This window comes from Rhodococcus sp. WB9 (genome assembly GCF_007558985.1).
Lineage (GTDB): Bacteria > Actinomycetota > Actinomycetes > Mycobacteriales > Mycobacteriaceae > Rhodococcus_F > Rhodococcus_F opacus.
Window position 1 is genome coordinate 1,351,625 of sequence record NZ_CP041769.1, and the last position, 25,314, is coordinate 1,376,938.

General features: G+C 67.3%; 28 protein-coding genes, 1 tRNA gene, 1 pseudogene and 1 riboswitch. Of the genes and pseudogenes, 13 read left to right on the forward strand and 17 right to left on the reverse strand.

What is annotated here, in order from left to right:
• The first annotated feature begins 86 nt into the window (after positions 1-86).
• A complete protein-coding gene (locus FND50_RS06425; RefSeq protein ID WP_144285177.1) occupies positions 87-1,433 on the forward strand; it encodes a lysine N(6)-hydroxylase/L-ornithine N(5)-oxygenase family protein in 1,347 nt (448 codons plus the stop codon).
• Positions 1,430-1,681 carry an MbtH family protein gene (locus FND50_RS06430; protein WP_005244517.1) on the forward strand — a complete coding sequence of 84 codons (252 nt, stop codon included), beginning with the start codon at positions 1,430-1,432 and terminating at the stop codon, positions 1,679-1,681. The genes FND50_RS06425 and FND50_RS06430 overlap by 4 nt, the downstream gene beginning before the upstream one ends.
• Positions 1,682-1,787: 106 nt before the next feature.
• Here the strand turns inward: FND50_RS06430 and FND50_RS06435 are convergent, their stop codons facing one another.
• The gene (locus FND50_RS06435) at positions 1,788-3,227 is read right to left on the reverse strand and encodes a threonine/serine exporter ThrE family protein (RefSeq protein WP_005262864.1); all 1,440 of its coding nucleotides are present in this window, start codon (positions 3,225-3,227) and stop codon (positions 1,788-1,790) included.
• A 1-nt stretch (position 3,228) separates the two neighbouring features.
• Positions 3,229-3,609: a nuclear transport factor 2 family protein gene (locus FND50_RS06440; protein WP_005262863.1), complete on the reverse strand. Its 381-nt coding sequence runs from the start codon at positions 3,607-3,609 to the stop codon at positions 3,229-3,231.
• A gap of 72 nt (positions 3,610-3,681) precedes the next feature.
• Here FND50_RS06440 and FND50_RS06445 point away from each other — a divergent pair.
• Together FND50_RS06445 and FND50_RS06450 are read left to right on the forward strand one after the other, a co-directional pair.
• Positions 3,682-3,756, forward strand: a tRNA-Thr gene (locus FND50_RS06445).
• Between the two features lie 143 nt (positions 3,757-3,899).
• Positions 3,900-4,103, forward strand: coding sequence for an RNA polymerase sigma factor (locus FND50_RS06450; protein ID WP_144285178.1), 204 nt, complete (start codon positions 3,900-3,902; stop codon positions 4,101-4,103).
• A 14-nt stretch (positions 4,104-4,117) separates the two neighbouring features.
• On the opposite strand, the gene FND50_RS06455 is transcribed toward FND50_RS06450, so the two are convergent.
• The 4 genes from FND50_RS06455 to FND50_RS06470 form a co-directional block, all read right to left on the reverse strand.
• Complete coding sequence (locus FND50_RS06455) at positions 4,118-5,530, reverse strand: lipase family protein (protein WP_144285179.1); 1,413 nt, start codon at positions 5,528-5,530, stop codon at positions 4,118-4,120.
• A gap of 102 nt (positions 5,531-5,632) precedes the next feature.
• The gene (locus FND50_RS06460; protein WP_144285180.1) at positions 5,633-6,268 is read right to left on the reverse strand and encodes a TetR/AcrR family transcriptional regulator; all 636 of its coding nucleotides are present in this window, start codon (positions 6,266-6,268) and stop codon (positions 5,633-5,635) included.
• 42 nt (positions 6,269-6,310) lie between these two features.
• The gene (locus tag FND50_RS06465; protein ID WP_144285181.1) at positions 6,311-8,203 is read right to left on the reverse strand and encodes a glycoside hydrolase family 15 protein; all 1,893 of its coding nucleotides are present in this window, start codon (positions 8,201-8,203) and stop codon (positions 6,311-6,313) included.
• Positions 8,204-8,295: 92 nt separating this feature from the next.
• Positions 8,296-9,183 (reverse strand): sigma-70 family RNA polymerase sigma factor, encoded by an 888-nt coding sequence (locus FND50_RS06470; RefSeq protein WP_144285182.1) that lies wholly within the window; start codon positions 9,181-9,183, stop codon positions 8,296-8,298.
• Positions 9,184-9,288: 105 nt separating this feature from the next.
• On the opposite strand from FND50_RS06470, the gene FND50_RS06475 reads away from it, so the two are divergent.
• The gene (locus FND50_RS06475) at positions 9,289-10,053 is read left to right on the forward strand and encodes an SDR family oxidoreductase (protein WP_144285183.1); all 765 of its coding nucleotides are present in this window, start codon (positions 9,289-9,291) and stop codon (positions 10,051-10,053) included.
• Here FND50_RS06475 and FND50_RS06480 read toward each other — a convergent pair.
• The 3 genes from FND50_RS06480 to FND50_RS36000 form a co-directional block, all read right to left on the reverse strand.
• A complete protein-coding gene (locus FND50_RS06480) occupies positions 10,038-10,952 on the reverse strand; it encodes a SigB/SigF/SigG family RNA polymerase sigma factor (RefSeq protein WP_007300957.1) in 915 nt (304 codons plus the stop codon). The genes FND50_RS06475 and FND50_RS06480 overlap by 16 nt on opposite strands.
• A 43-nt stretch (positions 10,953-10,995) precedes the next feature.
• Entirely contained in the window at positions 10,996-11,142 is a 147-nt protein-coding gene (locus tag FND50_RS35995) for a hypothetical protein (RefSeq protein ID WP_164709551.1), read from the reverse strand.
• Between the two features lie 65 nt (positions 11,143-11,207).
• Positions 11,208-11,351 (reverse strand): hypothetical protein, encoded by a 144-nt coding sequence (locus FND50_RS36000; protein ID WP_037206481.1) that lies wholly within the window; start codon positions 11,349-11,351, stop codon positions 11,208-11,210.
• Positions 11,352-11,665: 314 nt separating this feature from the next.
• Here FND50_RS36000 and FND50_RS06485 point away from each other — a divergent pair, with 314 nt between their 5' ends.
• On the forward strand, positions 11,666-11,992 hold the full coding sequence (locus FND50_RS06485) for a helix-turn-helix transcriptional regulator (protein WP_144285184.1): 327 nt from the start codon (positions 11,666-11,668) through the stop codon (positions 11,990-11,992).
• 15 nt (positions 11,993-12,007) lie between these two features.
• Here FND50_RS06485 and FND50_RS06490 read toward each other — a convergent pair whose 3' ends face one another.
• Complete coding sequence (locus FND50_RS06490) at positions 12,008-12,391, reverse strand: hypothetical protein (RefSeq protein WP_007300959.1); 384 nt, start codon at positions 12,389-12,391, stop codon at positions 12,008-12,010.
• A 240-nt stretch (positions 12,392-12,631) separates the two neighbouring features.
• Here FND50_RS06490 and FND50_RS06495 point away from each other — a divergent pair, with 240 nt between their 5' ends.
• The 3 genes from FND50_RS06495 (at position 12,632) to FND50_RS06505 (ending at position 14,600) form a co-directional block, all read left to right on the forward strand.
• On the forward strand, positions 12,632-12,940 hold the full coding sequence (locus FND50_RS06495) for a MerR family transcriptional regulator (protein ID WP_144285185.1): 309 nt from the start codon (positions 12,632-12,634) through the stop codon (positions 12,938-12,940).
• Between the two features lie 448 nt (positions 12,941-13,388).
• Positions 13,389-13,616 (forward strand): hypothetical protein, encoded by a 228-nt coding sequence (locus FND50_RS06500; RefSeq protein WP_144285186.1) that lies wholly within the window; start codon positions 13,389-13,391, stop codon positions 13,614-13,616.
• 27 nt (positions 13,617-13,643) lie between these two features.
• Positions 13,644-14,600 (forward strand): ferritin-like domain-containing protein, encoded by a 957-nt coding sequence (locus tag FND50_RS06505; protein ID WP_144285187.1) that lies wholly within the window; start codon positions 13,644-13,646, stop codon positions 14,598-14,600.
• A gap of 64 nt (positions 14,601-14,664) precedes the next feature.
• Here the strand turns inward: FND50_RS06505 and FND50_RS06510 are convergent, their stop codons facing one another.
• The 6 genes and pseudogenes from FND50_RS06510 to FND50_RS06530 all read right to left on the reverse strand — a co-directional run bounded on the left by FND50_RS06510 (position 14,665) and on the right by FND50_RS06530 (position 18,318).
• On the reverse strand, positions 14,665-15,561 hold the full coding sequence (locus FND50_RS06510) for an alpha/beta fold hydrolase (RefSeq protein ID WP_397494143.1): 897 nt from the start codon (positions 15,559-15,561) through the stop codon (positions 14,665-14,667).
• Positions 15,550-15,827, reverse strand: a pseudogene (locus FND50_RS37740) (epoxide hydrolase N-terminal domain-containing protein); the annotation flags it as partial. The gene FND50_RS06510 and the pseudogene FND50_RS37740, both read right to left, overlap by 12 nt.
• Positions 15,828-15,882: 55 nt before the next feature.
• Entirely contained in the window at positions 15,883-16,233 is a 351-nt protein-coding gene (locus tag FND50_RS06515; RefSeq protein WP_144285188.1) for a hypothetical protein, read from the reverse strand.
• A 49-nt stretch (positions 16,234-16,282) separates the two neighbouring features.
• Positions 16,283-17,110: a TIGR03620 family F420-dependent LLM class oxidoreductase gene (locus FND50_RS06520; RefSeq protein ID WP_144285189.1), complete on the reverse strand. Its 828-nt coding sequence runs from the start codon at positions 17,108-17,110 to the stop codon at positions 16,283-16,285.
• A gap of 41 nt (positions 17,111-17,151) precedes the next feature.
• A complete protein-coding gene (locus FND50_RS06525) occupies positions 17,152-17,955 on the reverse strand; it encodes a hypothetical protein (RefSeq protein WP_005244499.1) in 804 nt (267 codons plus the stop codon).
• A gap of 48 nt (positions 17,956-18,003) precedes the next feature.
• Entirely contained in the window at positions 18,004-18,318 is a 315-nt protein-coding gene (locus FND50_RS06530; RefSeq protein WP_005262845.1) for a multidrug efflux SMR transporter, read from the reverse strand.
• 10 nt (positions 18,319-18,328) lie between these two features.
• Positions 18,329-18,390: riboswitch (guanidine-III (ykkC-III) riboswitch) on the reverse strand.
• Positions 18,391-19,164: 774 nt separating this feature from the next.
• Here FND50_RS06530 and FND50_RS06535 point away from each other — a divergent pair.
• On the forward strand, positions 19,165-19,881 hold the full coding sequence (locus FND50_RS06535) for a response regulator transcription factor (RefSeq protein ID WP_186301246.1): 717 nt from the start codon (positions 19,165-19,167) through the stop codon (positions 19,879-19,881).
• Between the two features lie 80 nt (positions 19,882-19,961).
• Positions 19,962-21,344: a cell wall metabolism sensor histidine kinase WalK gene (locus FND50_RS06540; protein WP_007300968.1), complete on the forward strand. Its 1,383-nt coding sequence runs from the start codon at positions 19,962-19,964 to the stop codon at positions 21,342-21,344.
• A 3-nt stretch (positions 21,345-21,347) separates the two neighbouring features.
• Here FND50_RS06540 and FND50_RS06545 read toward each other — a convergent pair whose 3' ends face one another.
• Positions 21,348-21,773: an HIT family protein gene (locus tag FND50_RS06545; RefSeq protein ID WP_169693431.1), complete on the reverse strand. Its 426-nt coding sequence runs from the start codon at positions 21,771-21,773 to the stop codon at positions 21,348-21,350.
• Positions 21,774-21,914: 141 nt separating this feature from the next.
• On the opposite strand from FND50_RS06545, the gene FND50_RS06550 reads away from it, so the two are divergent.
• Entirely contained in the window at positions 21,915-23,168 is a 1,254-nt protein-coding gene (locus FND50_RS06550) for a bifunctional glycosyltransferase family 2/GtrA family protein (RefSeq protein WP_144285191.1), read from the forward strand.
• Positions 23,165-25,261 (forward strand): glycosyltransferase family 39 protein, encoded by a 2,097-nt coding sequence (locus FND50_RS06555; RefSeq protein WP_144285192.1) that lies wholly within the window; start codon positions 23,165-23,167, stop codon positions 25,259-25,261. Before FND50_RS06550 ends, FND50_RS06555 begins: the two co-directional genes overlap by 4 nt.
• The last annotated feature ends 53 nt before the right edge of the window (positions 25,262-25,314 follow it).

Consider the following 25,314-nt stretch of genomic DNA (forward strand, 5'->3'; position numbering starts at 1 on the left):
AAATAAGGATAGGCTTCACTATCTTTTCGGAAGGCGGACGGCGGCTGGGTCGGGTGCGGCGCGGCGTCGAGGACGGACAACGAGCTATGAGTGAATCGCCGGAAACGGTCGGTACAGATCTCCCAGTGCGAGATGTCGTGGGTGTCGGATTCGGTCCCGCTAACCTCGCCCTGGCCATTGCCATCGAGGAACACAATGCGGAGTGCCCCCCGCGCGAGCGGATCAGCGCGCAGTTCTTCGAGAAGCAGGATCGATTCGGCTGGCATCCCGGGATGCTTCTCGACGGCGCGACGATGCAGATCGCGTTTCCGAAGGACCTGGTGACGTTCCGGAATCCGCGTAGCGCGTTCACCTTCTTCAATTACCTTTTCGATCAGGGTCGCCTCGTCGACTTCGTCAATCACCAGACCTTCTTCCCGACTCGTCACGAGTTTCACGACTACCTGCAGTGGGCGGCACGCCGAGTGGACGCCGACGTGCGATACGGCACCGCGGTGGAGACCGTGCGCGGAATCCGCGGCGACGACGGGGTGATCGACCGTTTCGAGGTCCGCGCCGCCGACGGCAGCACGGTGATCGCGCGCAACGTCGTGATGGGCGCCGGTCTGCGGGAACGAATCCCCGAGTGGGCCAACCCCTCTGCGCGATGCTTCCACAACCACCAGTTCCTGTTCCGGCTCGGTGAGATGCCGGCCCCGGTCCACCATCGGTTCGTCGTCCTCGGGGCAGGCCAGAGTGCCGCCGAGATCGTGCAGTACCTGCACGGAAACTACCCCGAAGCCGAAGTCCACAGCGTCTTCTCGCGGTACGGGTACAGCCCGGCCGACGACAGTCCGTACGCCAACCGCATCTTCGATCCGGACGCGGTGGACGATCTGCACGGTGCCCCGGAGGCGGAGCGTCTGCGATTGCTGGATGTCCATAGGAGTACTAACTATTCGGTGGTCGACATCGAGCTCATCAACGAGCTCTACGCGACCGAATACCAGGAACGCGTTCGTGGGCGTCGCCGCCTGTTCATGCGTCGCGCGTCGGAGATCATTGCCGTCGACGAGACTTCGGACGGAATCGAGGTGGCTGTCCGCAGCGGTGTGGACGGCCTCACCGACACTCTCGCTTGCGACGCACTGATTCTGGCCACCGGTTTCACCCCCGCACCTCTCGAGCCTCTGCTCGGCGATCTCGCGCCGAAAACCCACCCGCCGCGCGACGTGGGCCGAGATTACAGATTGGCGGTTTCACCGGACGTCACAGCGGGAATCTATCTGCAGGGCGGCACGGAGAAAACGCACGGAATCACGTCGTCGCTCCTGTCGAACGTTGCCGTGCGGGCGGGAGAGATCGTTACATCTGTCGTAACAAGGCGTGGCCGCAACGGCACGCTTGCTAGTGTGAACGCACAGGACACGTATGCGACAAGCGAGGCGAGATGAGCACCAATCCATTCGATGACGAAGAAGGCCGCTTCTACGTGCTGGTGAACGATGAGGACCAGCACTCACTGTGGCCCACGTTCTCTGAGGTGCCGGCAGGCTGGCGCGTAGTTTTCGGCGAGGAAAGCCGGGCCGCGTGCCTCGAGTACGTGGAGAAAAACTGGACCGACATGCGGCCGAAGAGCCTGCGTGAGGCCATGGAGGCCGACGAGAAGTCGGGCGGACGGCACAGCGTCGACAAGAGCTGACCTCCCCGGCGCCGCGTTTCGGCGACGATGTGCCGGGACGACCGTCCGGTGAGACACCGGCGGTCGTACCCGGCAGACGGCCGAGAGGCGGTCGCCTGAAACTGCCTCAGGCCGCCTTCTGTGTGTGTGTTTCGACCGACTTCCGCCGCCTCGTCTTGAAGACGGGGCGGCGGATGTCGTCTGTGCGACGCAGGATGCGCGGCCTCCGCAGGGTCCGGGCGATCCACTCGCCCAGCGTGACGCCCGCCGCGAGCGCGCAACCGATACCGAACGCCGCCAGCAGCGAGCTGAGTCCGATCACCACCTCGTTGTTGAGCAGGGCGTACAAGCCCCGATACAGAGACAGACCCGGCAGCAGTGGCGTGATACCCGCCACCACGACGACCAGCGGCGGCGTGAGCGCGCGGCGGGCCATCAGACCACCGGCGAAACCGACCACCGTGGCCGCGAGTGCCGAACCGATGATGGGGCCGATGCCGAACTGGTGCGCCACCATGTAGACCAGGGCGCCGGCCGCGCCACCGAACCACGCGGCCGTGAGGGCACGCTGCTCGGCGTAGCAGGCCAGTGCATAGAACATCGACGCGAAAGCGCCCGACATCACCAGGACGGGTAGCTGCACGAGTTCCGTGATCTCGACGTTGACGGGTGGCAGGGTCGAACCCAGCACGCCGGTCAGACGCAACGAGATGGCCACACCGGCGATGATGCCGCCGGTCATCATGACCACTTCGAAGAATCGCGCCGCCGCGGTGATCGGTGCTCCGGTGATGGCGTCCTGCACGGAACCGACCAGCGACAACCCGGACAACAGCACCACCACACCGGCCGAAATGATCTGTGAGGGTCTGATCTCGACACCCAGCTGATCCTGGAACGTGTACAGCGTCGCCGCCGGGGTCGCCGCCACCAGACCGCCCGCCACCTGCTGGAAGAAGAACGGCAGACCGATGCGGTTGAGGACGCGGTTGACCCGGTAGATCACCATCGTCGTCAGGAAGGCGACCGATGCGACCAGCACCCCACCACCCATCAACACGGAGACCGACGCGGCCATGGACGCCCAGGCGAGCGTCGCGATCCAGCGGTTGTACGGGTGCGGCGCCGTGGTGACTGCGGTCAGGGCCTCGTGCGCCTCGCTGGGGGTGACGGCCTCCCGGCGGATCCGCCGCGTGAGCCGGTCCACCGCCGCGAGGCGGGTGAAGTCCATCGAGCGGTAGTGCACTATCCGCATCGTGCTTGCCGGCGGGAGGGTCGGCCCACGGTACGCGGACAGCACGATGGAGTTGTACGTGACATCCACATCGCACTGGGCGAGGCCGTACGTGGCGGCGATGAACTGCACCTGCTCGGCGGTGTCCATCGCACCGGTGCCGGACGCAAGGAGCACTTCACCGACTCGCACGGCGAGGTCGAGTACTTCGGCGACCACCGCGTCGTCGGTGAGGTCGATCGGCTGCAGCGGTGTGGGTGCAGCGGTGACCGCATCGACCGTTGCGCGACGGTCGCCTGTCAGACGTTGGAGGGATTCTGTGAGCTTGGCCATACTACGTGTCGGAGACAAGATCTTTCTCGGTCAAATCGGTGGCGGAGAGTGCAGACTCGAGTGTCTCGTGGCGGAACGTGGAGATGACCTGATCGTGGACGACACGGAATGCAGAGGCCAGGATACGCGTCTCCTCGGGGTCCGTGGCCCACGTGGCCTGCTGTTCGACCACCAGCACCCCGTCGTAGTAATACATTCGCTGCGGAATCAGCGTGATGCCCGCGGTAGACGCCCATTCCCGCAGCGCCGCCAGGCCCTGGGTGGCGCCTTTCGGCCCACCCATCTCGATGTCGTCGCTCGACAGCGACAGCAGAGTGTCGATGTCGCCGGAGTTGAGGGCGTCGTGCCAAGCGAGGACGGTGGCGATCTCCGAGGTACTCATGGCTTCAACGCTATCCAATGTGGGCGGAAGTAGCCGACGTTCCTGCAATGGATATGATGGGCGCGCGTGTCCGCCTCCTTAGCTCAGTGGTAGAGCACTCGCCTTGTAAGCGAGCGGTCGTCAGTTCAATCCTGACAGGAGGCTCCACCGCGGAATTACCTCCGCACACAGAGGGCCACCTTCTCCCGCGAAGGTGGCCCTCCGTGTTTCCCGCACGCTCACCCCTGGGTGGGCAGTTCGTCACCCTGGGGTCCCTGTCTCCCACCCCGCCGGTCATTGACGATGAGTGCATGCAAGTGAATTCGTGCAGGTCGGCGGTACTGGACGCGGTGGAATCGCTGCCCGCCCTCGAACGGGAGACACTGGCCCTCGTGTATTACCGGGGAATGTCCTGCGACGAGGTGGCGGACACGATGCAGATCAGCGTCGCCACCGTCCGGGACCGCCTCCACGAGGGGGCGCGCAGACTGCTCGCCGGTGTCGGCGACCTCTGATCGGGACCGCGCCCTCACGTGCCGATCGGCTGACCGAGCAGGCTCGCGATCGTGTCGCCGACGATCGACGACCACACCGGCCACGTCGCCTGGTCGAGGGCCATCGATCCCACGTCGTGGGTGGTGCACCCGGCGTCGGCGGGCACCCCGTCGAACCGGTCCCGCAGCCACACCAGGGCGCTCGCGGCCGCGACCGGTTCGAGGGACAGATGCTCACTGGCGTGGTCGCGGGTGTACGTCACCCGGGCGTTCGGGTCCTGGCAGTAGGTGTCGACGAGTGTGTCGACGGGCCCGACCGGAACCAGCCAGTCCGGGTTCGCCTGGTACATGAACATCGGCACGTCCGGGACCCGGTGACCCATCTCGGTCCGGTCGAGTACCGATTCGACCACCGGATCGCGAAGCGGGTCGCCGCTCGGGCTGTCGAACAGGCCCCTCAGGTTCGCAAACGGCAGTAGCGCCGACTGGTAGCTGACGCAGAGGTTGCTCTTGGCGGCAAGGAGCTGCTTGCCAAGTGGGTTCAGATGCGTGTCGAGATACTCCGCGAGCTCGGGATAGTCACGGCTCACGCCGAACACGCCGCTCAGCACGATTCCCGCACCCAGATTGTTGTCGGCGAGATCGACGAGGGCGCCGAGATCGGCGGGGATGCCGCCTTCGGCCGCGCCCACGATATTCAGGTCCGGTGCGTAGCTCGCGTGGAGTTCGGCGGCGTGACCCGTCGCGATCGCGCCTCCGGAGTAGCCCATCAACCCGACCGGAGTCTGCCGGCCCGTCAGGCCCAGGGGGTCGAAGTTCTCCGCCGCGCGGATCCCGTCCAGGGTGATGCGGCCCGCGAGGGGCCCGGCCGCATACGCGGCGTTCGGGCCCTGGTGATCCGGCATCACAACGGCCCATCCCTGGGCGAGGGCGGCCTGCGCCTCGAGGAACTGCAGCGGCGCGACGATTTGACCGGTAAGCGGCGCGGGCACGGACCACTGCCGCAGTGCGTACGAGGCGGCGCAGTATTTGCCGAGGGAGTCCTCCGCCGGCTGGAGCGAGAGCAGATTGCGGACGCCGTCGATCGTGCCCCGGGGCTTGACGACCGTCGCGACCGCCGGGATCGGCTCGTCCCGCGAATTGTCGGAGCGATACGACAGCTGCCACGCGTCGACGTTCACCGGAAGCACCGACAGGTTCGCCAGGTGCACTTCGCGGGCGGCGATGATCTCGCCCGGCTCGGCCGCCGCGACCACGTCCGCAGGCGGTTCGTAGAAACTCCGGTCGGCCTCGGGCCAGGCGGGAACGGTAGGGGCCGGCTGCACGTCGACCGACGTTCCGCCGTCGGTGGGAGCCCCGACCGACGGCGTGGCGACGGCGAGTTGTGCGCCCACCGCCATCGCTCCCACCAGCAGCATTCGGCGTCGTAGCGCTGTCGTTCCGATCATGTGGTCCTCCCCCGGGCAGAAGTGAGACGTCTATGTCTCACTTTGAGAGCAGACCCTAGATCAGGTGTGACGGGTATCGCAATACCCGCGAGTAAGTTCGGCTCAGGTCTGGTCGGTGACCAGCGCGATGAGCATCGTGCTCAGAACGTCCACCAGGACCGAGGCGGACGTTCGGGGGGAGGCGGTGCTCCAGTGATGGGCGAGATCGTTGACCGCCCCGATGAAGGCGATCGACACCATCGCGAACCGCTCGGGCGGGTCGACGACGCCACCGTCGATCGTGCGGGTGACCACCTCGAAGAGTTCGGCCCACTGCGTGCGGCGCGCGAGGTGGTACTGCTCCACCCGGGGGCCCGCCCCGACCACCTCCACGAAGATGATCCTGGCCCGCCGCTCGTCCGTGCCGACCGACTCGATGTAGGCCGTCATGACGCTGGCGGCGACGGTCCGGGGATCGCGCGAGGGCGCCCGGTCGTTCGCGGCGAGCACCGCGTCCCGGGCCTCGTCCTGAATCGTGTCGTAGAGCGCGAGGAGGATGTCCTCGCGGCTGCCGAACTCCTCGTAGAACTGGCGACGCGACAGTCCGGCGTGGGCGCAGATGTCGCTGATCGAACTGTGGGCGTAAGTCTTCTCCGCGAAGACCGACAGGGCGGAGTCGAGGAACCGTGCCCGGCGGGCTACGCGACGTTCCGCAACCGGTTGGCCGCTGTACGTCCGATTCGACTCTGCTCGGGACACGATCTCAGCCTACGGTGACGGGGCGTAGTGGTCCGCCTCGGCTCACATCAGTTCCCGCATCCGTTCGTGCAGGATGATGCGCCCCGCGGCCTCGATCAGCGCGAGGTGGGAGAACGCCTGCGGAAAATTGCCGAGATGACGGCCGGTGCTCGTGTCGAACTCCTCGGCGTACAGCCCCAGGGGAGAAGACACGCTCACCAACCGCTCCATCAAATCGGTTGCCTCCTGCACCTGTTCGACCACGGTCAGTGCCGACACCAGCCAGAACGAGCAGATCAGGAAACTGCCTTCCTTGCCCGACAACCCGTCGTCGGTTTCGCCGGTGCGGTAGCGCAGGACGAATCCGTCATCGGTGAGATCGTTCGCGATGGCGTCGACGGTGGCGCGCAGGCGCGCGTCCCCGCGGGGAAGGAAACCGAAGACCGCGGCGAGCAGGGTCGACGCGTCCAGCGCCTCGGTGTCGTAGTGCTGGCGCAGAACCCCGTTCTTCACCCCGTGCTCGAGGATGTCCGCGCGGATCTCTTCGGCTGTGGCGCGCCAGATTTCCTCGGCCGAGCGATCGCCGCGGATGCCCGCGATCTTCGCCGCCCGGTCGAGTGCCACCCAGCACATCAGCTTCGACGATACGTAGTGCTGCGGTGCACCGCGAGCCTCCCAGATCCCCTGATCGGGGTTGCGCCATACCGCGGACGCGCACGTCGCCTGCTGCTGCACGAGCGGCCACAGCCGGCGGGGGAGGCGCTTGCTGCGCACCGTGTGCAACAGGATCGAGTCGAGGACGGCGCCGAACACGTCGTTCTGGCGCTGGTCGAACGCGCCGTTGCCGATGCGCACCGGACGCGCGCCCGCGTAGCCGGACAGGTCGTCGCGGGTCGACTCCGTCAGGTCGCGGGTGCCGTCGATCCCGTACATGATCTGCAGTGCGCCATCGCCGTTCGACTCGAGGTCTGCGATGAACTGCATGAATTCGTCGGCCTCCCAGTCCAGGTTCAGATAGTGCAGAGCCTGCAGTGTGAACGTGGAGTCCCGCATCCACGTGTACCGGTAGTCCCAATTGCGTTCGCCGCCCGGAGTTTCCGGTAGGGAGGTGGTGAGGGCTGCGACGGTGGCGCCGGTCGGCATGTACGTGAGTCCCTTGATGGTGAGGGCGGACCGCTGAATCGCCTCCCGCCACCGGTGATCGGGAAAACGTGCGTGGCTGAACCAGCGCCGCCAGAACGCCGAGGTTGCATCGAGTTGCGCGACAGCCTCTTCCGCCGTTTCCGGTGCGGCGAGTTCCGCCGCCCACGACAGCGCGCAATAGAGGGTTTGACCCTTCTCCAGCACGTGCCGGGCGCGCACCCGCCCACCCTCGATGCCGAGCGCCATGTCCGTCTGCAGGCGCAGGGTCCGTCCCGCGCCGCTCGCGTCGGCGGTGTGCCGGTCGCCGTCCACGAGAACCCACTCCGCCGGTGTGCGCCCGTAGTCGAAGACGGGCTCGCACACCAATTCCACCTCCACACTGCCGTCGAGGCAGGTGACCGTGCGGACCAGCATGTGATCGGCGTCCTCGTCGGCAGGCGGCCGTGTGTGGGGAGTGATCGTGTCCTCGCCGCGGCTCGGCCCCATCGTCAGTGCACTGCGCACGGTCACCCAGCCGGTCGGCGTGTTCCACACCGCCGAAATGGTGTTGCTTCCCGGCTCGTACTGCCGGGACGCCGGAACGTTGAGCCCGAACGGGCCGATCCGGAACATCCCGGCCTCGCGGTCGAGAAGGGAACCGAACACGCTGGGCGAGTCGAAACGGGGCACGCACAGCCAGTCGACGGAACCGTCCGGCGCGATCAGCGCCCCGGTGTGACAGTTCGAGAGGAAGGCGTAGTCGGCGATGGGCGGGAACGGCGACGGCGCGGCTGCGCTCTGGGGTGGGGCGTCGTCGTCCGAGGCAGTAGTCACGTTCGCGCCTCTCTCCCGGCAGTGTCGGCCACCTCCATGCTGCGGGTCGGGGCGCGCAGGGTCATCACCCTGTACGGGTGACCGGGGTCCCGTCAGTCACCGAGAACCGCGAGATCGAGTCGGCGGACGCGATCGGGTTCCGCGATGACGTCGATCTCGGTGATGCTGCCGTCCGCGATCGTGAACGCCAGCACCAGGTGCAACCGCCCGTGGAGAGCCATCACGAGCCCGACCGTCCCGTTCACCAGGGCGACCTGGGTGAACCGGGCCCGTTCCGAGGAGGCGAGAGCGCCCCTGGCCACGACGCGGGCACCCCGGATCACGAGAGGCGCCGGGGTGGGGCCGACAGCCGGATCGGCGCGGAGCACCACATCCGGATCGAGCAGGGCGACCAGCGCGTCGAAGTCGCCGCCGCGGGTAGCGGCCAGATAGGCGTCGACGACGCGGCGCTGGCGTTCCAGATCCGCCGTGTCCGGCGCCGGCGAGACTCCTTTCACCCGTCGGCGGGCGCGGCTGGCGAGCTGCCGAACCGCCGGGGAGGAGCGGCCCACGATGGGGGCGACGTCGTCGAAGGGCACGTCGAACATGTCGTGCAGCACGAACGCGAGCCGCTCGGCCGGGGTCAGCGTGTCGAGCACCACGAGCAGTGCCTGCCCGACCGAGTCGGCAAGCACCGCTTCGTGTTCGGGGTCGCCACCGTCCTCGTGACCGACGACCGGGTCGTGCGCCTGCACGTCGAGAGGTTCCTCGCGCCGCTGCTCGCGTGATCGCAGCACGTTCAGGCACACCCGCGACACCACGGTGATCAGCCACGCCTCGAGATTGTCCACGTCGCCGGTGTCGGCGCGGTTCATGCGCAGCCACGCCTCCTGGACGGCGTCGTCGGCTTCGGTCACCGAGCCCAGCATCGGGTACGCGGCGGCCCGCAGCCGGGGCCGGTGTTCCTCGAAACGCTCCGTCAGCCGATCGCGGTCGTCCACCGTGTCACATTCCTTCCTCGCCGCGTGTCTTAGCTGTAGATCCACCGAAAACCAGCTGCCGAGACCGGGAAACCGAGTCCCGCATCCAACGAATCTGGAGAGATCATGACATCACCCATTCTGATCACCGGCGGTACGGGCACGCTCGGACGTCAGGTCGTCCCACTGCTGCGGGCAGCGGGTCGGGACGTGCGGGTTCTCAGCAGGCACGGCCGCGAGCCCGGCGTCGGCGTCGAGTACCTGGCCGGTGACTTGTTCGAGGGCAAGGGAATAGAGCCTGCGCTGGAGGGGGTCGAGATCGTTCTGCACTTGGCGGGCGGACCCAAGGGTGACGAGGTCGCGATGCGGAACCTGGTGGAGGCCGCCTCGCGTGCCGGGGTGCAGCACCTCGTGTACATCTCGGTGATCGGCGCCGACGGCGTTCCGCTCGGCTGGTTCGGATCCAAGCTGGCAGCGGAACGAGCGGTGGCCGACTCGGGTGTGCCGTGGACGACGCTGCGCGCGGCCCAGTTCCACGACCTGGTGCTGACCATGCTGCAGAAGCTGGTGAAACTGCCGGTGATCCCGGTCCCGGGCGGACTGCGCTTCCAGCCGGTCGATTCGGGGGAGGTCGCGGCGCGACTGGTGGAACTGACGCTCGCGGCACCGGCCGGCCTCGTACCCGACCTGCCCGGGCCGACCGTGTACGACATGGCCGATCTGATGCGCGGATACCTGAAGGCGACCGGAAGGCATCGGCTGATGATGCCGGTCCGGATGCCGGGAAAGGCCGGCCGCGCGTACCGGGAGGGCGCGAACCTGTCACTCGACGTCGCAGTGACGGGCAAGCGGACGTGGGAGGATTTCCTGGCCGACTACGAGAGCATCTGACCGCCGACGTCGGCGAGTTTCCCGCGCAGATCCGCCAGGGTCTTGGTCAGGAGCCGAGACACCTGCATCTGCGAGACACCCACCCGCGCTGCGATCTGCGACTGGGTCATGTTGCCGAAGAAGCGCAGAACCAGCACAGTGCGTTCGAGATCGGGAAGTGATTCCAGCAGAGGTGCGAGGACCACGTGGTCCTCGACGTGGGCGAGGGCGGGGTCGACGTCTCCGATCGTCTCCGACAGCGGGCGTTCGTTCTCACCGAGCGGGAAATCGACGGACAGGGTGCTGTACGCGTCGGCGACCCGGAGCCCCTGGACTACTTCGTCCTTGTCGATCCCGAGGGCCTCGGCCAGTTCGCTCGCCGTCGGAGCGCGTCCGAGCGTCGTGGTCAGGTCGGTTGTCGCGTTGGTGAGGGAGAGGTGCAGTTCCTGCATGCTGCGCGGGACGCGCATGGCCCAGCCCGTGTCGCGGAAGTGCCTGCGCACCTCGCCGGTGATGGTCGGGACGGCGTAGGACACGAAGTTCCCTCCGCAGCGGGCGTCGAAGCGGTCGACGGCCTTGACCAGACCGAGGCGGGCGACCTGGATCAGGTCGTCGAGTGGTTCGCCGCGACCGTGGAAGCGCCGGGCGATGTGTTCGGCGAGCGGCAGGCAACGTTCGATCAGTCGCTGTCGCAGCACTTCGCGGCGGGGGTCGGAGGCGGCGAGCCGGCCGATGGCCTCGCACTGTGCGGGCACGTCACGGTACTGGTCGCGCTCGCCGCGCGCGGCTTGCGGGCGTTCCAGTCGTCGGTCGTCTGTTGCGACCTCCGCCGCAGGCTTCGTGCGACGCGTCGGCGTCGTCCTCGGGGGGATGCGACGGATCTCGCAGGATGGTGCTAGGAGCTGGGTGGACACATTCATGGCTCTGCCCTTCTCTGACCGGCCGGCATCGGCAATGGCGTCGCTATTCGACGAGTGCGGGTGAGGTGTCGGCGGCCTCGTCGGCGAACATCGCCTCGATCCGGGCCTTGATTTCCTCGGTGCTCATCGTTGCTCCGCCTCGCGAGGCAGTAGTGGTGGCGGAAGCGTGGGATGTGGAACTGGCGGGCATGAGCGATGCGTCCTGTCGGGTGTGAAGGGTCGGTATGAGACGGAGAGCGGTGGCCGGGCCGGCCGTCAGGTCGGCAGGGAGGAGAGGAGGGTGAGTGCGCTGAGGGCCAGCGTGGCGATCAGGCCGCCGGCGATCGCTCCACCACTGCGTGCGCCGAGAACGAGGACTTCGCCGTCGTGGGGAGCGTTCTGCGGGTTGTGTGTGGTCATCGCTTCTCCTTGGTGCCCAACTCATGGTGAGAACTTATCTGCGTTGATGGATATAGATTTGTTCTACAGTCATAGCGCAGGAAGTTCAAGCGGAATCGGCAAGATAGCTGCTCGAGACGGTGATCGCCGGGCCGGAGAACCGGACCGGGAAGAGATCAGATGAGGCCGGGTGGCCATCCGGCTGCCGAGAACTGCGATGCAGGAGTGGGGACAGCGCGGTACGCGCAGGGCGGAGCGAACCTGCACCCCCTGCGGCACATTGTGTCTACCGAACCTTGGTAGGATTGATGCGCCCTGAGAAGAAGGGAGATCCGGTGACGTCCTCTCATGTGCCGCTTCGTTCGCAGCGGGGTGTGTACGGGATCTCGGTAACGTCGGAGTTGACGGGTATCGGGCCGCAGACACTGCGCTTGTACGAGCGGCGAGGGTTGATCACACCGACTCGCACGGGCGGTGGAACACGCCGGTACAGCGAGGACGATGTCGCGCGCCTCCAGAAGATCACCGAACTCGTCGCGGCCGGTGTCAATCTGATCGGAATCGGTCAGATCCTTCAGCTCGAAGCCGAGAACGCGATCCTCGCGGCGCGCAACGCCGAACTCGAGCGGCTCGTGCAGTCCGAGTTTCCGGACCGCGCCTGAGCCGCGCCTACCGGCTCAGCTCGCAGACTGGTCGTTGGTGGGGGTGAACTCGTCGAACGACGCGTCGGCCGACTGCCATTTTCCCTTCGCCCGGATATCGGCGAACGCGAGGTCGAACGCGTCCACCAGCCATGCGTGCTCGGCGGCGGCCAGCAGTTCGTCGGACGTTCCGTCGGTGACACCCTGGTAGAGGCTGACCCGCCATTCGGACGTGTCCTCGACCGTGTCGGTCAGTCCGTCGGCGGCGTTGGATGCGAGAAGGTAGCGGTTGTACTCGAAATCGACCCGGATCGCATAGCCCGCACCGGTGTTGACCACATTTGCCGGTCGCTGAGTTGCCGCGGCGAGCGCGGTGAGAGCGTCGCGGTAGCGGTCTGCGTGTTCCTGAGTGCGGGGCACCGTCTTCTCGTCTCTGGGGCAGAGGCCGTGGCACTCGCGGCCACGACACCTCCACGAACCCTGCCTGGACGGCCTCGGTTCGTGTTCGGTTCGGATCCGAGATTACGTCACCCGGTCCTGATCCTCGCCGCAGCCGAGGGTACGTGCTGAAGGTAATAAGCAAAATCTATATCTTCAATTACAGATTCGTTTCATTCGTTTGTTAACATCAGGTGTTCCTTAAGCAGAAGGGAGCCTGTTATGACCATCGATGCCCTACCCCGCTCGTGTCGCGGGGTCTACGGAATTGCGGTGACGTCGGAGTTGACGGGCATCGGCCCGCAGACCCTGCGGCTGTACGAACGTCGCGGATTGCTGACCCCTGCCCGGACCAGCGGCGGTACCCGTAGATACAGCGAAGACGATCTGGCCAGGCTGGCGCGCATAGCGCAGCTCATGGAGGACGGAGTGAACGTCCCGGGTATTCGGAGGATCCTCGCGCTCGAATCCGAGAATGCGGATCTGGCGTCCCGGTTGGAAGGCTCGGGGGGCGACTCGGCCGGAGAGTGATCCGTACGGCCACCGGGGATCGACGAATTCCCGGATCCACGTCGGTCTCCGTCTTCGGTCTTCGAGAGCGCGCGCATCTGCGGATGTGTCATCTGTGCTGGTCCTGGTGGTTTTCAGAGCGGTGATCCTCGCGTCGTTCGATTCTCTTGCTCGCAAGGGTTGTACTTTACTGATGAGTAGTTATGATGAAATCTGTATCAGCCAGAGCAGATAAGTTGATGACCCGAACGAGCCGCACGCATACGAGCATGTGACGTTGCGGCAGGGAGAGAACAAGCAATGGCCGAACGAGACACTGCCCGTCCAGTCGATGTCGTCAGCGCGCTACCGCTGCACATCGCGAAACCCGGGCACTGCACGAAGGCGCCGACAGCGTCGTCCGGCGAACGTCCTCTCGTGTAGTCCCGATTCTGGTCCGCATTCGAGACTTCAGACGGGAAATCGAACCATGACCCTTGCCGACAATGCACTCCGCACGCGCCCTCCCCGGCACGCGAAGAATCAGCAGGACGAGCCCGACCGTCGTTTCTCGCTCGGGACCGCTCTCATCGCTGCGCTCGTTGCCGCCGTGCCCGCGGTGTCCGTGACCGGATCGGCGGTCCTCGCGGCCGTCACCGGTGCGTCCGTTCTGATCGGCGTCCTACTCGCGGCATATCTCATCTCCAGCCTGATCTGACCGCACCCACGTACTGGAAGGACACACATGACCGTCCCCACACTGATCACCCAGCTGCACGCCGTCCTCGATCTCACCAATACCGAAATCCAGGTTGCCGAAACGCGCGTCACGCAGGCGCGCACGGAGGCCGTGCGCCGAGAGCTGACCGAGAACGCCGAAAACGGACGCCTCCGCGCGGAGGCGATCTCACGCGCCATCCGCGATCTCGGGGGAGTGCCGGAGATCGTCGGCCCCCTGCTCGGCCGGGTGGCAGCGGCGCTGAAGGCGATGGCGGAGCAGGCACAGCCGTTCGACGAGGCCCTGCTCGGCGACCTCGCCCTCGAGCACCAGCTGCTCGACCGGGCGCGGTACGTGAAGGCCCTCGCGACCGCGGCCGGGAAGCAGGACGTCGTCCGGTTGGCCGATCGGCTGGTCACCGCGCACGCCGCGACCGTCGACTGGTTGACCACGGTGCTCGCGGAGGAGGCGCTCGGCGGACCGGCGGCACTGCGACGCACCCCGTTCCAGGCGGCGACCGGCGCCACGATCCGGCTGATCAACGTCCCCGTCTCGTGGTCCGCGCGCGGTATCGACCGTGCTCTCGACACGGCCCGCACCACCCCGCCGATGCTGAGCGCGTTGCTCGGGCGAGGCGCCCACGCGGGCGACGTCGCGGTGAAGACGCTCGCGGCATCGCGTGATGCCGCCCTCGAAACGGCCGAGCAGGTCACTCGCAACGAAGGCGCTGATGGAGTCGCAGACGCGATTCATTCCGCACGCGCCGCCGGTGGCGTCCTGGAGGCGGATGAACTCCCGATCGCCGACTACGACGACCTCAACGTGTCCCAGGCCGTCGCCGCGGTCAAGGAACTGACCGATCCCTCCGACGTGCGCACCGTCGTCGCCTTCGAGGAAGCCCACAAGGACCGTCAGGGCGTGGTCTCCGCGGCCCAGACGCGACTGGCCGGCATTGCCCAGGAGGTTGCCGGTATCGGCAACTGACGCAACACCGACGACGAACTCGCCGGTCCCGATGCCCGGGGCCGGCGAGTTCGTCGTGTCCCGCTCAGCGGAGTCCGGCGAAGAACTCTCGGATGTCCGCGGTCCAGGTCTCGGGCTCTTCGAGTGCGGCGAAGTGACCGCCACGGTCCTCGACGTCGGTCCACCGCGTGATCGCGTGTTCCGGTTCGGCGTAGCGACGGATGCCGACGTCGTGGGCGAAGACGATGACCGCGGTCGGGATCCCGGACGCGGATTTGGCGGCGCCCCAGGATGATTCCTGCATGTAGCCGACGTACGCGGACGAAGACGCGGTGTCGGTGAGCCAGTACAGCATGACGTTGGTGAGCAGCCGGTCGATGCCGACGACGTCGTGGGGGAGCGCCTCGCGGGGATGCGTCCACTCGCGGAACTTGTCGACGATCCAGGCGAACTGGCCCACCGGCGAATCAGCCAGCGCGGCACCGAGAGTCGCGGGTCTCGTGGACTGGATGGAAATGTAGCCGAACTCCTCGGACATGAACCGGGACACCCGGTTCAGGCGATCCCGCTCCAGCGGTGACAGACTCGCCCGCTCCGCCTCGTCCAGCTCGTGGAGCGGAACCCCGACGTTGCCGTTGAGATGCACCCCGATCATCGCGTCCCGGGCGATGCGGGCGACCCCGGGTGAGACGTCCGCACCGATGTCGCCGCCCTGGACACCGTAGCGGTGGTAGCCGAGCCGGCTCATCAGCTCAGCCCACGCCGTGGCGATACGGGTAGTGTCCCAGCCCGATTCGCGGACCGGCCCGGAGGACCCGAATCCGGGCAGCGACGGCACGACCACGTGGAACGCGTCGGCGGGGTTGCCCCCGTGCGCTGCGGGGTCGGTGAGGGGCCCGATCACGTCGAGGAACTCGACGAACGAACCCGGCCAGCCGTGGGTGAGGACGAGGGCCAATGGGTCCGGTTCGGGTGAGCGCACATGGAGGAAGTGGATGTTCTGACCGTCGATCTCGGTGACGAACTGGGGGATGGTGTTGAGCGACTTCTCCTGCGCCCGCCAGTCGACTCGTCGCGCCAGTACGCGACGAGTTCGACCAGGTAGGACGTGGGCACACCGCTCACCCAGTCGTCACCCGGGAGGGGTGTGCCGAACCGGGTGCGCGCGAGGCGATCGGCGAGTTCGTCGAGTTGCTCCTGCGCGATGTCGATGCGAAACGGACGGATGGTTTTCGTCGTGTCGGTCATACCGGGCACGCTACGAAGGATTGAGGACAGTTCCGGTCCTCGATTGCGATCCGGGTCAGCAGGCCCCGGTCTTGGCGGCGTCGTAGGCCTGGATCATCTGGTCCTTGCGCTCCTGCGGGGCGTCCTTCCACTCCGGCGTCTCGGCCGACTGGGTGAAGAGGTCGTCGAGGGCCTTCGTGCGGTCGAACGTCTCGCCGCTCTGCTGCGCGCGAGCCTCCGCGCCGTTCGCGTACTGGAGCAGGCCTTTGCACAGGTCCGCGACGGCGGGCAGGTCTGCGGAGGATGCCTCGGTGGCCTCGATCGTTGCGCTCGCCGGGGACTCGGCCTCGGTGGTGGTCGATTCGGAACTGCATGCCCCGAGCAGCAGGGCGGCAGGGATCAACAGCGCAACGATGGTTCGTGTCATGCGAAATACATACCAGAGGCACGGGTCGGCTGCTGTCGGCCGGTCGGTCCTATGCACGAAGTGGCAGCAGTCTCGCGAGCTGCCGGGCCGCCTCGTCCGGCCGCTCACCCAGTTCGTTGACGACGACATGATCGGCACCGGCCGCGAGGTGGCTGTGGACCCGCGCGACGATCGCGTCCGCGTCGCCCCAGGCGACCAGGTCGTCGACGAGCCTGTCGCTCAACCCCGCGATGTCGTCGGCGCCGAAACCCATCCGTACGAAGTTGGTGGCGTAGCCGCCCACCCCGGACAGGAAGCGGAGCGGAACGCGGGCCGTGTCGCGGGCCTGCGCGGCGTCGGTGCCGAGCACCGTCATCAGCGAGACGACGAGCGTGGCGTCCGGACCGAGGATGCGCCGCGCCTCGGCGGTGTAATCGGGGGTGACGAGGAGCAAGACGGCCCCCGCGGCCCTGTCCCGCGCGAGTTCCAGCTTGCGCAGGCCCAGCGCGGCCAGAATCCGTCGCTCCGCCGGCACCGGCGGATCGAACCGGTCGAGCCTGTCGAGATAGTCGTTCAACGCCCGGAACGGCCGGGGGACCTGCGGGCCACCCAGTCCGACGACGAACCGGTCCGGCGCCGTGGTCTGCAGATCCGCATGAAGCTGTGCGACGGCGCCCGAGTCGTACACGCCGACCGGGATGATGCCGGTCGCGACGGGGATCGAGTTGGTCGCCCGGACGACAGCCGAGATCCGGTCCAGGCTGTCGATCTGACCGCCCCGCAGCCAAATCGCCGAATAGCCGAGGGACTCCAGTCGGGCCGCCTCGTCGAGGTACGTCTCGTCCGGTGAGATGTTCAGGGAGATGCCGAGGGGTCCGAGGCCTTCGATGCGAGTCATGACCCGACCGTAAAACCTCGAGTCACGTTCAGGTCAAGGCGTCAGGCGGGCCCGAGTGTGTAGTCGACGCCCGGGCGGTCGCCCTTGCCCTTGAGCCAGCGTCCCGGCAACTTGCCGGCGAGGTCGCCGAGCGGCCCGACCGCGGCGCTGAGAATCCCCACCGTTTCCTGCAGCAGGTCGATGCTGGCGCTCATCCGCTCGAGATTGGGCGCCAGCGCCGTCAAGGTCTCGGACAGCGCGACGATCTGGTCGAGCGGGCCGCCCTCGGCGATGAGACGTTCGAACGCGCCACCCTCCGACAGCAGGGTCTCGAGGATGCCGTTCTCGGCGAGCGCCCGGTCCACGAGTCCACCCGGCGCCGTGAGCCGCTCGACCGCACCGTCCTGCGCGGTCAGCCGTTCGAGCGGTCCCTGTTCGGCGGTGAGACGGTCGAGCAGGCCGTCCTTCGCGAGAAGCCGTTCCAGGGTTCCGTCCTCGGCGAGCACCCGGTCGAGCGGGCCGTCCTTGGCGAGAACCCGCTCGAGCGGGCCGCCCGGCTCGAGCAACCGTTCGAGGGTGCCGCCCTCCGAGGTGAGTCGGTCGACGGGACCACCCGGAGCGAGCAGGCGGTCGAGCGGACCACCCGGCTGGAGGGCCTGCCCGAGCGGCCGGTCGTTGGCCGCGAGCGACGACAGCTGGCTGATCACCTGCAGCGGGCTGCCCTGGGTGCTCATCCCCGTGACCACACCGGTTCCGGCGACCGCCGTCCGGACGGTCACCAGGCTCGCTTCGGCGATTCCGAGACCGACATCGGCCGCCGCGAGACCGACACGCACCGGGAGGGTCATCAACGACACCAGGTTCATGGAATTACTGTAACCCGCGACACACAAGCATCGAGTGTCACGATCCGGTCAGTGCAGAACCTTCAGTCCGACGACGCATCCCACGATGCCCAGGATCAGGAGGATCTTCACCAGCGAGGAACTCTCGGCGCCGGTCACCATCGCGAACCCGACCGTGAGGGCTGCGCCGATGCCGACCCAGACCGCGTACGACGTTCCGATGGGGAGACTGCGCATCGCGAACGCCAGACCCGCCATGCTGAGAATCAACGCGACGCCGAACACGACACTGGGTCCGAGTTTGCTGAACCCGTCCGATCGGCCGAGGGCGGTGGCCCAGACGGCCTCCAGGACTCCCGACAGCACAAGCACGATCCACGCCATGACAAACCTCCGGGCACCGTCTTGTCGCTGGCCGGGTACGGTGCGCTCGTCCGGATGTCGTGTCGACGATTTCCACGGTACCCAACGGGGCGCTCCGCGCCTGTGAGTGGTGAGCGAGTACACACACTCCTCGGACGCGCACGGGTGTGCGAATGCGCCGATTATCTCGCGGATCGAGGTCGCCTCATTTATTGTCGAGCGAAACAGTGAATTCTGTGCATTTACCACGGAAGATAACGAGGCACATCATGATGCTCGGACTGCTCGCGGCAATCAACAGCGCATTCACCCTCGGACTCGCCAACACGATCGGGACGTTCGGTGGAGTGGTACTCAACCTGAACGTCGTAGCCTGAACTTCCTGCCTGTCAAGACAACTCCGCTCCCGCAACCCCGCTGTCGGATAGACGGCGGGGTTGTCTCGTGCGTGCGACGACCGGAGGCGACAGCACACGGAGCGCAACTTTCCCATCCTTGCTCATGCGCCGAGAATTTCCCCCTTTTTCGGTAAAGAAGAATGGGTGATTTTATTCGGGGAATTCGCGTGCGTGTGTCGCCGTGAATTCTTCGGAGTTGACCTAGTGTCATCCGCAACGCGCACGGACAGCGCGCAACCACCCCTTCCCAGGGGCAACGATGGAGGTCATGATGCTCGGACTGCTCGGGGCACTCAACAGCGGTGTCACACTCGGATTGGCCAACACGATCCTGACGTTCGGCGGGGTAGTACTCAACCTCAACATCGTGGTGAACTGACGACCGGAAACCGACCGCACGGGCCGACGGTACCGGCTCCCAGGAATCTCCCAGGAAACCTACAGCGACGATCCAGCGGCGCGAGCGATGATGGGTTGCGTGAATGAGAAGCCTGTCGAAGCCCGCGTCCTCGTCGTCGACGACGAACCGAACATCCTCGAGTTGCTGTCCGTGAGTCTGCGGTTTCAGGGATTCGAGGTGGTGACGGCGTCGACCGGGGCCGAGGGACTCGACACGGCCCGCACGTTCCGCCCGGACGCCGTCATCCTCGACGTCATGATGCCGGGAATGGACGGGTTCGGCCTGCTCAAGCGGCTGCGCGCCGACGGTGTGGACGCTCCGGTGCTGTTCCTCACCGCGAAGGACGCGGTGGAGGACAAGATCAGCGGACTCACCCTCGGCGCGGACGACTACGTCACCAAGCCGTTCAGCCTCGAAGAAGTGGTGACCCGGCTGCGCGTCATCCTGCGGCGGGCAGGCAAGGTGTCGATGGAGGAACAGTCCGCCCGCATCAAGTTCGCCGACATCGAACTCGACGACGACACGCGGGAGGTCTGGAAGGCGGGCGACCTGGTGTCGCTGTCGCCGACGGAGTTCACGCTGCTGCGGTACTTCATGGTCAACGCCGGCACCGTGCTGAGCAAGCCGCGGATCCTCGACCACGTCTGGAACTACGACTTCGGCGGTGAGGTCGGGGTGGTCGAGTCGTACGTGTCCTACCTTCGCCGGAAGGTCGACACGGGTGAGACGCCGCTGATCCACACCCTCCGCGGAGTCGGCTACGTGATGCGAGAACCGCGGCGATGACCGCGCCTGCGGCTCCGCGGGAGTCGGCCGAGGCGGTCGCCGCTGTCCCGAACAGGCCTGCGCGACGGTGGATTCGCTCGATGCCGCTGCGCATCACCCTCGTCGGTGCCGTGCTCCTGCTCGCTGCGCTCGGGCTCCTCGCATCCGGTGTCGCAGTGACGTCGGCGCTCGAAAATTCGCTGACCAACCGCGTCGATCACCAACTGCACGACGCGGCTCAGGGGTGGGCGAAGCCCGGCAAATCGCGCCCGCTGCCGCCGCCGGTCGAACCGAACCTCGGCCGCCCACCGAGCCCGTTCTACGTCCGCACGACGCTGCCGAACGGAACGGTCCTGCGCGAGATCAACGACGAATCCGTCTCCCCCGCGCTGCCCGAGAACCCGGCGGCCGGGCCCGACACGGTCGGCTCGACCGACGACTCCGACGTGCGGTGGCGGGTGCTGACGACGACCGCGCCGGACGGAACCGAGACCACCGTCGCGATGACACTCACCGAGAACGACGAAACGGTGAACCGTTTGATCGTCCTGCAACTCATCATCGGTGTGGTGGTGCTGATCGCGCTGGGAGTGGTCGCGTACTTCGTGGTCCGGCGCAGTCTGCGACCCCTCGTCGAAGTGGAGGAGACCGCAGCGGCGATCGCGTCGGGTGACTTGCACCGGCGTGTTCCGGAACGGGACGACCGTACCGAGATCGGACGACTGTCCGTGGCGCTCAACGGAATGCTCGCTCAGATCCAGCACGCGTTCGCCGCCACCGAGGCGTCGGAGGAATCGGCGCGGCGCTCCGAGGAGAAGATGCGGCGATTCGTCGCCGACGCGAGCCACGAGCTGCGCACCCCGCTCACCACGATCCGCGGCTTCGCCGAACTGTATCGACAAGGCGCGATGACCGACACCGAAACCCTGATGAGTCGCATCGAAGGGGAGGCGTCGCGGATGGGACTCCTCGTGGAGGATCTCCTGATGCTCGCCCGGCTCGATGCCCAGCGCCCCCTCGAGACCCGGCCCGTCGACCTGCTGTCGGTGGCCTCGGACGCCGTGCACGGGGCACGCGCTCTCGCCCCCGATCGGTCCATCGCGCTCGACGTCCGCCCCGGACCCGGGACACCGGAGGTGATCGGTGACGAGGCCCGGCTGCGGCAGGTCCTCGGCAACCTGCTCGCCAACGCCGTCAAACACACCCCCGCCACCGCGGACGTGACGGTGCGGCTGAGCACCACCGAACACAGCGTCGTGCTCGAGGTGGCCGACACCGGACCCGGACTCAGCGAGGAGGACGCGGCCCGGGTGTTCGAGAGGTTCTACCGCACCGACGCCTCCCGCACCCGGGAGAGCGGCGGCAGCGGGCTGGGCCTGTCGATCGTGGCGGCCCTGGTCGCCGCCCACCGCGGGTCGGTGACCGTCGACAGCCGGCCCGGTGAGGGTGCCACGTTCCGGGTGGAACTGCCGCGGTCGAGCTGACCGTCAGTCGGGGACGTTGCCGCCGTGGCCGAGATCGCGCAGCGCCGCCTTGAGCTTCGACTGCGCCTCGTCGAGCGATTCCTGGGACGGATTCTGCTCGGCGTTGCTGATGTTGAAATCGCCGAGGTCGTAGGCCGGGAAGACGTGCACGTGCAGGTGCGGCACCTCGAGACCGGCGATGAGCAGACCCGCCCGCGGTGCGTCGAAAGCGGGGCGGACGGCCTGTCCGATCGTGCGGGCGACGTCCATGACCTTCGTCCATATCTCACCGTCGACGTCCTGCCACTGGTCCACCTCCTTGCGGGGTACGACGAGCGCATGGCCCTGCGTGACGGGGGCGATCGTGAGGAACGCGACGACGTCCTCGTCCTCCCACACGAAACGTCCGGGCAGATCTCCGTTGATGATGGCGCTGAATACAGATCCCATGGCCGCCATTATGCGGCTTCGCCCCCCGTGAGTACTTATTAACCTCCCGCGGTTAACAAGTACTCACGGGGGGCGAAGCGCACAGGAAACTCCCAGCCTCCGTCCAGAGTCATCGGAGCGTACGGGACGAATCTTGGACGCATGACGACGAATTCCCTCTCCCGCGCACCGGGCGCCATGGGACGACTCGAGACCCCCGAAACCTCCGAGACCGCGCCCGTGCTCGACGTTGTCGTGCCGGTCTACAACGAGGAAGCCGGACTCGAACGTTGCGTGCGCCGGCTGCGGCGGCACCTCGACGAGAACGTTCCCTACTCCGCCCGGATCACCATCGCCGACAATGCCAGCGTCGACGCCACCCTCGCAGTGGCGCACCGACTGGCCGCCGAGATCGACGGCGTCCGTGTCGTGCACCTCGACGAGAAAGGGCGCGGCCGCGCTCTGCGTGCAGTGTGGAGCGGCTCCGACGCCGAGGTGGTGGCGTACATGGACGTCGACCTGTCGACGGACCTCAACGCCCTGATGCCGCTCGTTGCGCCCCTGCTGTCGGGGCATTCCGACGTCGCGATCGGCTCCCGCCTCGCCCGCTCGTCGCGGGTGGTCCGGGGACCGAAGCGCGAGTTCATCTCCCGCAGCTACAACCTCATCCTCCGCAGCGCGTTGCACGCGCGGTTCTCCGACGCGCAGTGCGGGTTCAAGGCGATGCGGGCGGACGTCGCGCAGCGCCTGCTGCCGCTGGTCGAGGACACCGGATGGTTCTTCGACACCGAGCTGCTGGTGCTCGCGGAACGCGCCGGCCTGCGCATCCACGAGGTCCCGGTCGACTGGGTCGACGACCCGGACAGTCGCGTCGACATCGTCGCGACTGCCGTCGCCGACCTCAAGGGCGTGTGGCGGGTGGGCCGGGCACTGTCCACCGGATCGCTGCCCATCGGCAGCCTCCGCGACAGTTTCGGCCGCGAGCCGCTGGTGCCCGGAGTTCCGCGTGGCATGGTCGGGCAGCTGGCCCGGTTCGCCGTGATCGGCGTCGCGTCGACCGTCGCGTACGCGCTGCTCTACCTGATCCTGCATCCGATCGTGGGCGCGCAGTGGGCCAACGCCGTCTCACTGCTCGTCACGGCCGTGCTCAACACGGCCGCGAACCGCGCGTTCACGTTCGGTGTCCGCGGATCCGAGGGCGCCGCCCGGCATCAGATGCAGGGGCTGCTGGTGTTCGCCTTCGGACTGCTGCTCACCAGCGGTTCGCTGTACGTCCTCCACTCGGCGGCCCCGGACGTGTCCAAGCACGTCGAACTCGCCGTCCTCGTCCTCGCCAATCTCGTTGCCACCATCAGTCGTTTCATAGCCCTTCGCTGGGTGTTCCGGAACGCACGCCCCGAAGGAGCTCACGCATGACGACGACCCTCGAACAACCGAAGTTCGAAGCGGCCGAACCACCTCCCGCCCGCAGGCGGTGGGAGCCGTGGGCGCTCGCCGCACTCCTGGTCGGGACCGCGGTCGCGTACATCTGGGGGCTAGGTGCCTCCGGCTGGGCCAACTCGTTCTACGCCGCCGCGGTCCAGGCGGGTTCGGAGTCGTGGAAGGCGTTCTTCTTCGGATCCTCCGATGCCGCCAACTCCATCACCGTCGACAAGCCCCCGATGTCGCTGTGGCTGATGTCGCTGTCGGTCCGGGTCTTCGGGCTCAGCTCGTGGGCGATGCTGGTACCGCAAGCACTGCTCGGGGTCGGTTCCGTCGCCCTGCTGTACGCCACGGTGAAGCGGTGGTTCGGCGCCCCGGCGGGTCTGCTCGCGGGTCTCGTGCTGGCGCTGACGCCAATCGCGGTGCTGATGTTCCGGTTCAACAACCCCGACGCCCTGCTGGTGCTGCTGATGATCGCCTCCGTGTGGGCGATGCTGCGGGCCGTGGAGGACGGACGCACCCGGTGGATGGTGCTGACCGGCGTGTTCGTCGGTTTGGGGTTCCTGACCAAGCAGCTTCAGGTGATGCTCGTCGTCCCGCCGCTCGCTCTGACCTATCTCGTCGCGGGACCGCCGAAGTTCGGCAAGCGCCTCGCCCAGTGCTTCGCGGCGCTCGGCGCGATGATCGTCTCCGCGGGCTGGTGGTTGCTGATCGTCGAGCTGTGGCCGGCGTCGTCGCGGCCCTGGATCGGCGGTTCGCAGAACAATTCGATCCTCGAACTCACGCTGGGCTACAACGGTCTCGGCCGGTTGAACGGTGAGGAGACCGGCAGTGTCATGCCCGGCGGCGGTCGAGGGGAGCTGGCAGCGGCCATGGGCGGTGCCGGCGAGGCCATGGCGGGCGGCCGCTTCCCCGGAGGAGGCGCCCCCGGCGGTGGCGGTATGTGGGGTAGCACCGGCATCACGCGGATGTTCGAGTCGGCTCAGGGCGGTCAGATCGCCTGGCTGATCCCGGCCGCACTGATCCTGCTGGTCGCCGGTCTCGCACTGCGCGGCAGGGCACCTCGCGTCGACACCCGGCGTGCGTCGTTTCTCGTGTGGGGTCTGTGGCTGCTCGTGACCGGACTGACCTTCAGCTTCATGGCGGGCATCTTCCACGCGTATTACACCGTCGCACTCGCACCGGCCGTGGCCGCGCTGGTGGCGATCGGTTCGGCGACGCTGTGGCGTCGACGGGACACGCTGTGGGTGCGGGCGGTTCTCGCCGCGACACTGCTGGCCACCGCTGCCATGTCCTGGGTTCTGCTCGGACGCAGCGCGTCGTTCGTGCCGTGGCTGAAGTGGGCCGTGGTCGTCGTCGTCGGCGTCGTCGCTGCGGTTGCCGTGCTCGTCCCGGCGCTGACCCGAGGCCGGATCGCTGCCGTGGTCACGCTGGCCGCGCTGTTCACCGGCCTCGCCGGTCCGACGGCTTACGCCGTCGACACCATCGCGACGCCGCACACCGGTTCGATCGTCTCGGCCGGACCCAACGTCGAAGGCGCCCACGGAGGCCCCGGCGGGATGGGTGGCCCTGGCGGGATGGGTGGCCCTGGCGGCATGGGCGGTGCCGGACGCACCGACGGTGCCGCGGCGCCCACCTTGCCGGGCGGTGCCGTTGCCGGCGCAACGGACGGCGCGGCGGCAGGAGCCACCGACGGCATGGGCGGTATGGGTGCCATGGGCGGCGCCGCCGGGGGACTGCTCTCCGGCAGCGAGCCGGGCGCCGAGCTGGTGGCGTTGCTCGAACAGGATTCCGGCAACTACACCTGGGTGGCAGCGGCCATCGGATCCAACAGTGCATCCGGCTACCAGCTCGCCACCGAGGATCCGGTCATGCCGATCGGCGGATTCAACGGCAGCGATCCGTCACCCACGCTGGAGCAGTTCCAGCAGTACGTGGCGGACGGCAAGATCCACTACTTCATCTCCGGCGGCCGAGGCGGCGGAATGGGAGGAGACGGAACGGCATCGGAGATCTCCACCTGGGTGCAGGAGAACTTCACCGCCGTCACCGTCGACGGCGTGACCCTGTACGACCTCACCGCATAGAAACCACCTGTGAGTACTTGTTAACCGCCCGCGGTTAACAAGTACTCACAGCT

Excerpts from the sequence above, each read along its gene's own strand:
- FND50_RS06425 (WP_144285177.1), top strand. The coding sequence starts at position 87 with ATGAGTGAATCGCCGGAAACGGTCGGTACAGATCTCCCAGTGCGAGAT.
- FND50_RS06430 (WP_005244517.1), top strand. The coding sequence starts at position 1,430 with ATGAGCACCAATCCATTCGATGACGAAGAAGGCCGCTTCTACGTGCTG.
- FND50_RS06435 (WP_005262864.1), bottom strand. The coding sequence starts at position 3,227 with ATGGCCAAGCTCACAGAATCCCTCCAACGTCTGACAGGCGACCGTCGC.
- FND50_RS06440 (WP_005262863.1), bottom strand. The coding sequence starts at position 3,609 with ATGAGTACCTCGGAGATCGCCACCGTCCTCGCTTGGCACGACGCCCTC.
- FND50_RS06450 (WP_144285178.1), top strand. The coding sequence starts at position 3,900 with ATGCAAGTGAATTCGTGCAGGTCGGCGGTACTGGACGCGGTGGAATCG.
- FND50_RS06455 (WP_144285179.1), bottom strand. The coding sequence starts at position 5,530 with ATGATCGGAACGACAGCGCTACGACGCCGAATGCTGCTGGTGGGAGCG.
- FND50_RS06475 (WP_144285183.1), top strand. The coding sequence starts at position 9,289 with ATGACATCACCCATTCTGATCACCGGCGGTACGGGCACGCTCGGACGT.
- FND50_RS06480 (WP_007300957.1), bottom strand. The coding sequence starts at position 10,952 with ATGAATGTGTCCACCCAGCTCCTAGCACCATCCTGCGAGATCCGTCGC.
- FND50_RS35995 (WP_164709551.1), bottom strand. The coding sequence starts at position 11,142 with ATGCCCGCCAGTTCCACATCCCACGCTTCCGCCACCACTACTGCCTCG.
- FND50_RS36000 (WP_037206481.1), bottom strand. The coding sequence starts at position 11,351 with ATGACCACACACAACCCGCAGAACGCTCCCCACGACGGCGAAGTCCTC.
- FND50_RS06495 (WP_144285185.1), top strand. The coding sequence starts at position 12,632 with ATGACCATCGATGCCCTACCCCGCTCGTGTCGCGGGGTCTACGGAATT.
- FND50_RS06500 (WP_144285186.1), top strand. The coding sequence starts at position 13,389 with ATGACCCTTGCCGACAATGCACTCCGCACGCGCCCTCCCCGGCACGCG.
- FND50_RS06505 (WP_144285187.1), top strand. The coding sequence starts at position 13,644 with ATGACCGTCCCCACACTGATCACCCAGCTGCACGCCGTCCTCGATCTC.
- FND50_RS06515 (WP_144285188.1), bottom strand. The coding sequence starts at position 16,233 with ATGACACGAACCATCGTTGCGCTGTTGATCCCTGCCGCCCTGCTGCTC.
- FND50_RS06520 (WP_144285189.1), bottom strand. The coding sequence starts at position 17,110 with ATGACTCGCATCGAAGGCCTCGGACCCCTCGGCATCTCCCTGAACATC.
- FND50_RS06525 (WP_005244499.1), bottom strand. The coding sequence starts at position 17,955 with ATGAACCTGGTGTCGTTGATGACCCTCCCGGTGCGTGTCGGTCTCGCG.
- FND50_RS06530 (WP_005262845.1), bottom strand. The coding sequence starts at position 18,318 with ATGGCGTGGATCGTGCTTGTGCTGTCGGGAGTCCTGGAGGCCGTCTGG.
- FND50_RS06535 (WP_186301246.1), top strand. The coding sequence starts at position 19,165 with ATGGGTTGCGTGAATGAGAAGCCTGTCGAAGCCCGCGTCCTCGTCGTC.
- FND50_RS06540 (WP_007300968.1), top strand. The coding sequence starts at position 19,962 with ATGCCGCTGCGCATCACCCTCGTCGGTGCCGTGCTCCTGCTCGCTGCG.
- FND50_RS06545 (WP_169693431.1), bottom strand. The coding sequence starts at position 21,773 with ATGGGATCTGTATTCAGCGCCATCATCAACGGAGATCTGCCCGGACGT.
- FND50_RS06550 (WP_144285191.1), top strand. The coding sequence starts at position 21,915 with ATGACGACGAATTCCCTCTCCCGCGCACCGGGCGCCATGGGACGACTC.
- FND50_RS06555 (WP_144285192.1), top strand. The coding sequence starts at position 23,165 with ATGACGACGACCCTCGAACAACCGAAGTTCGAAGCGGCCGAACCACCT.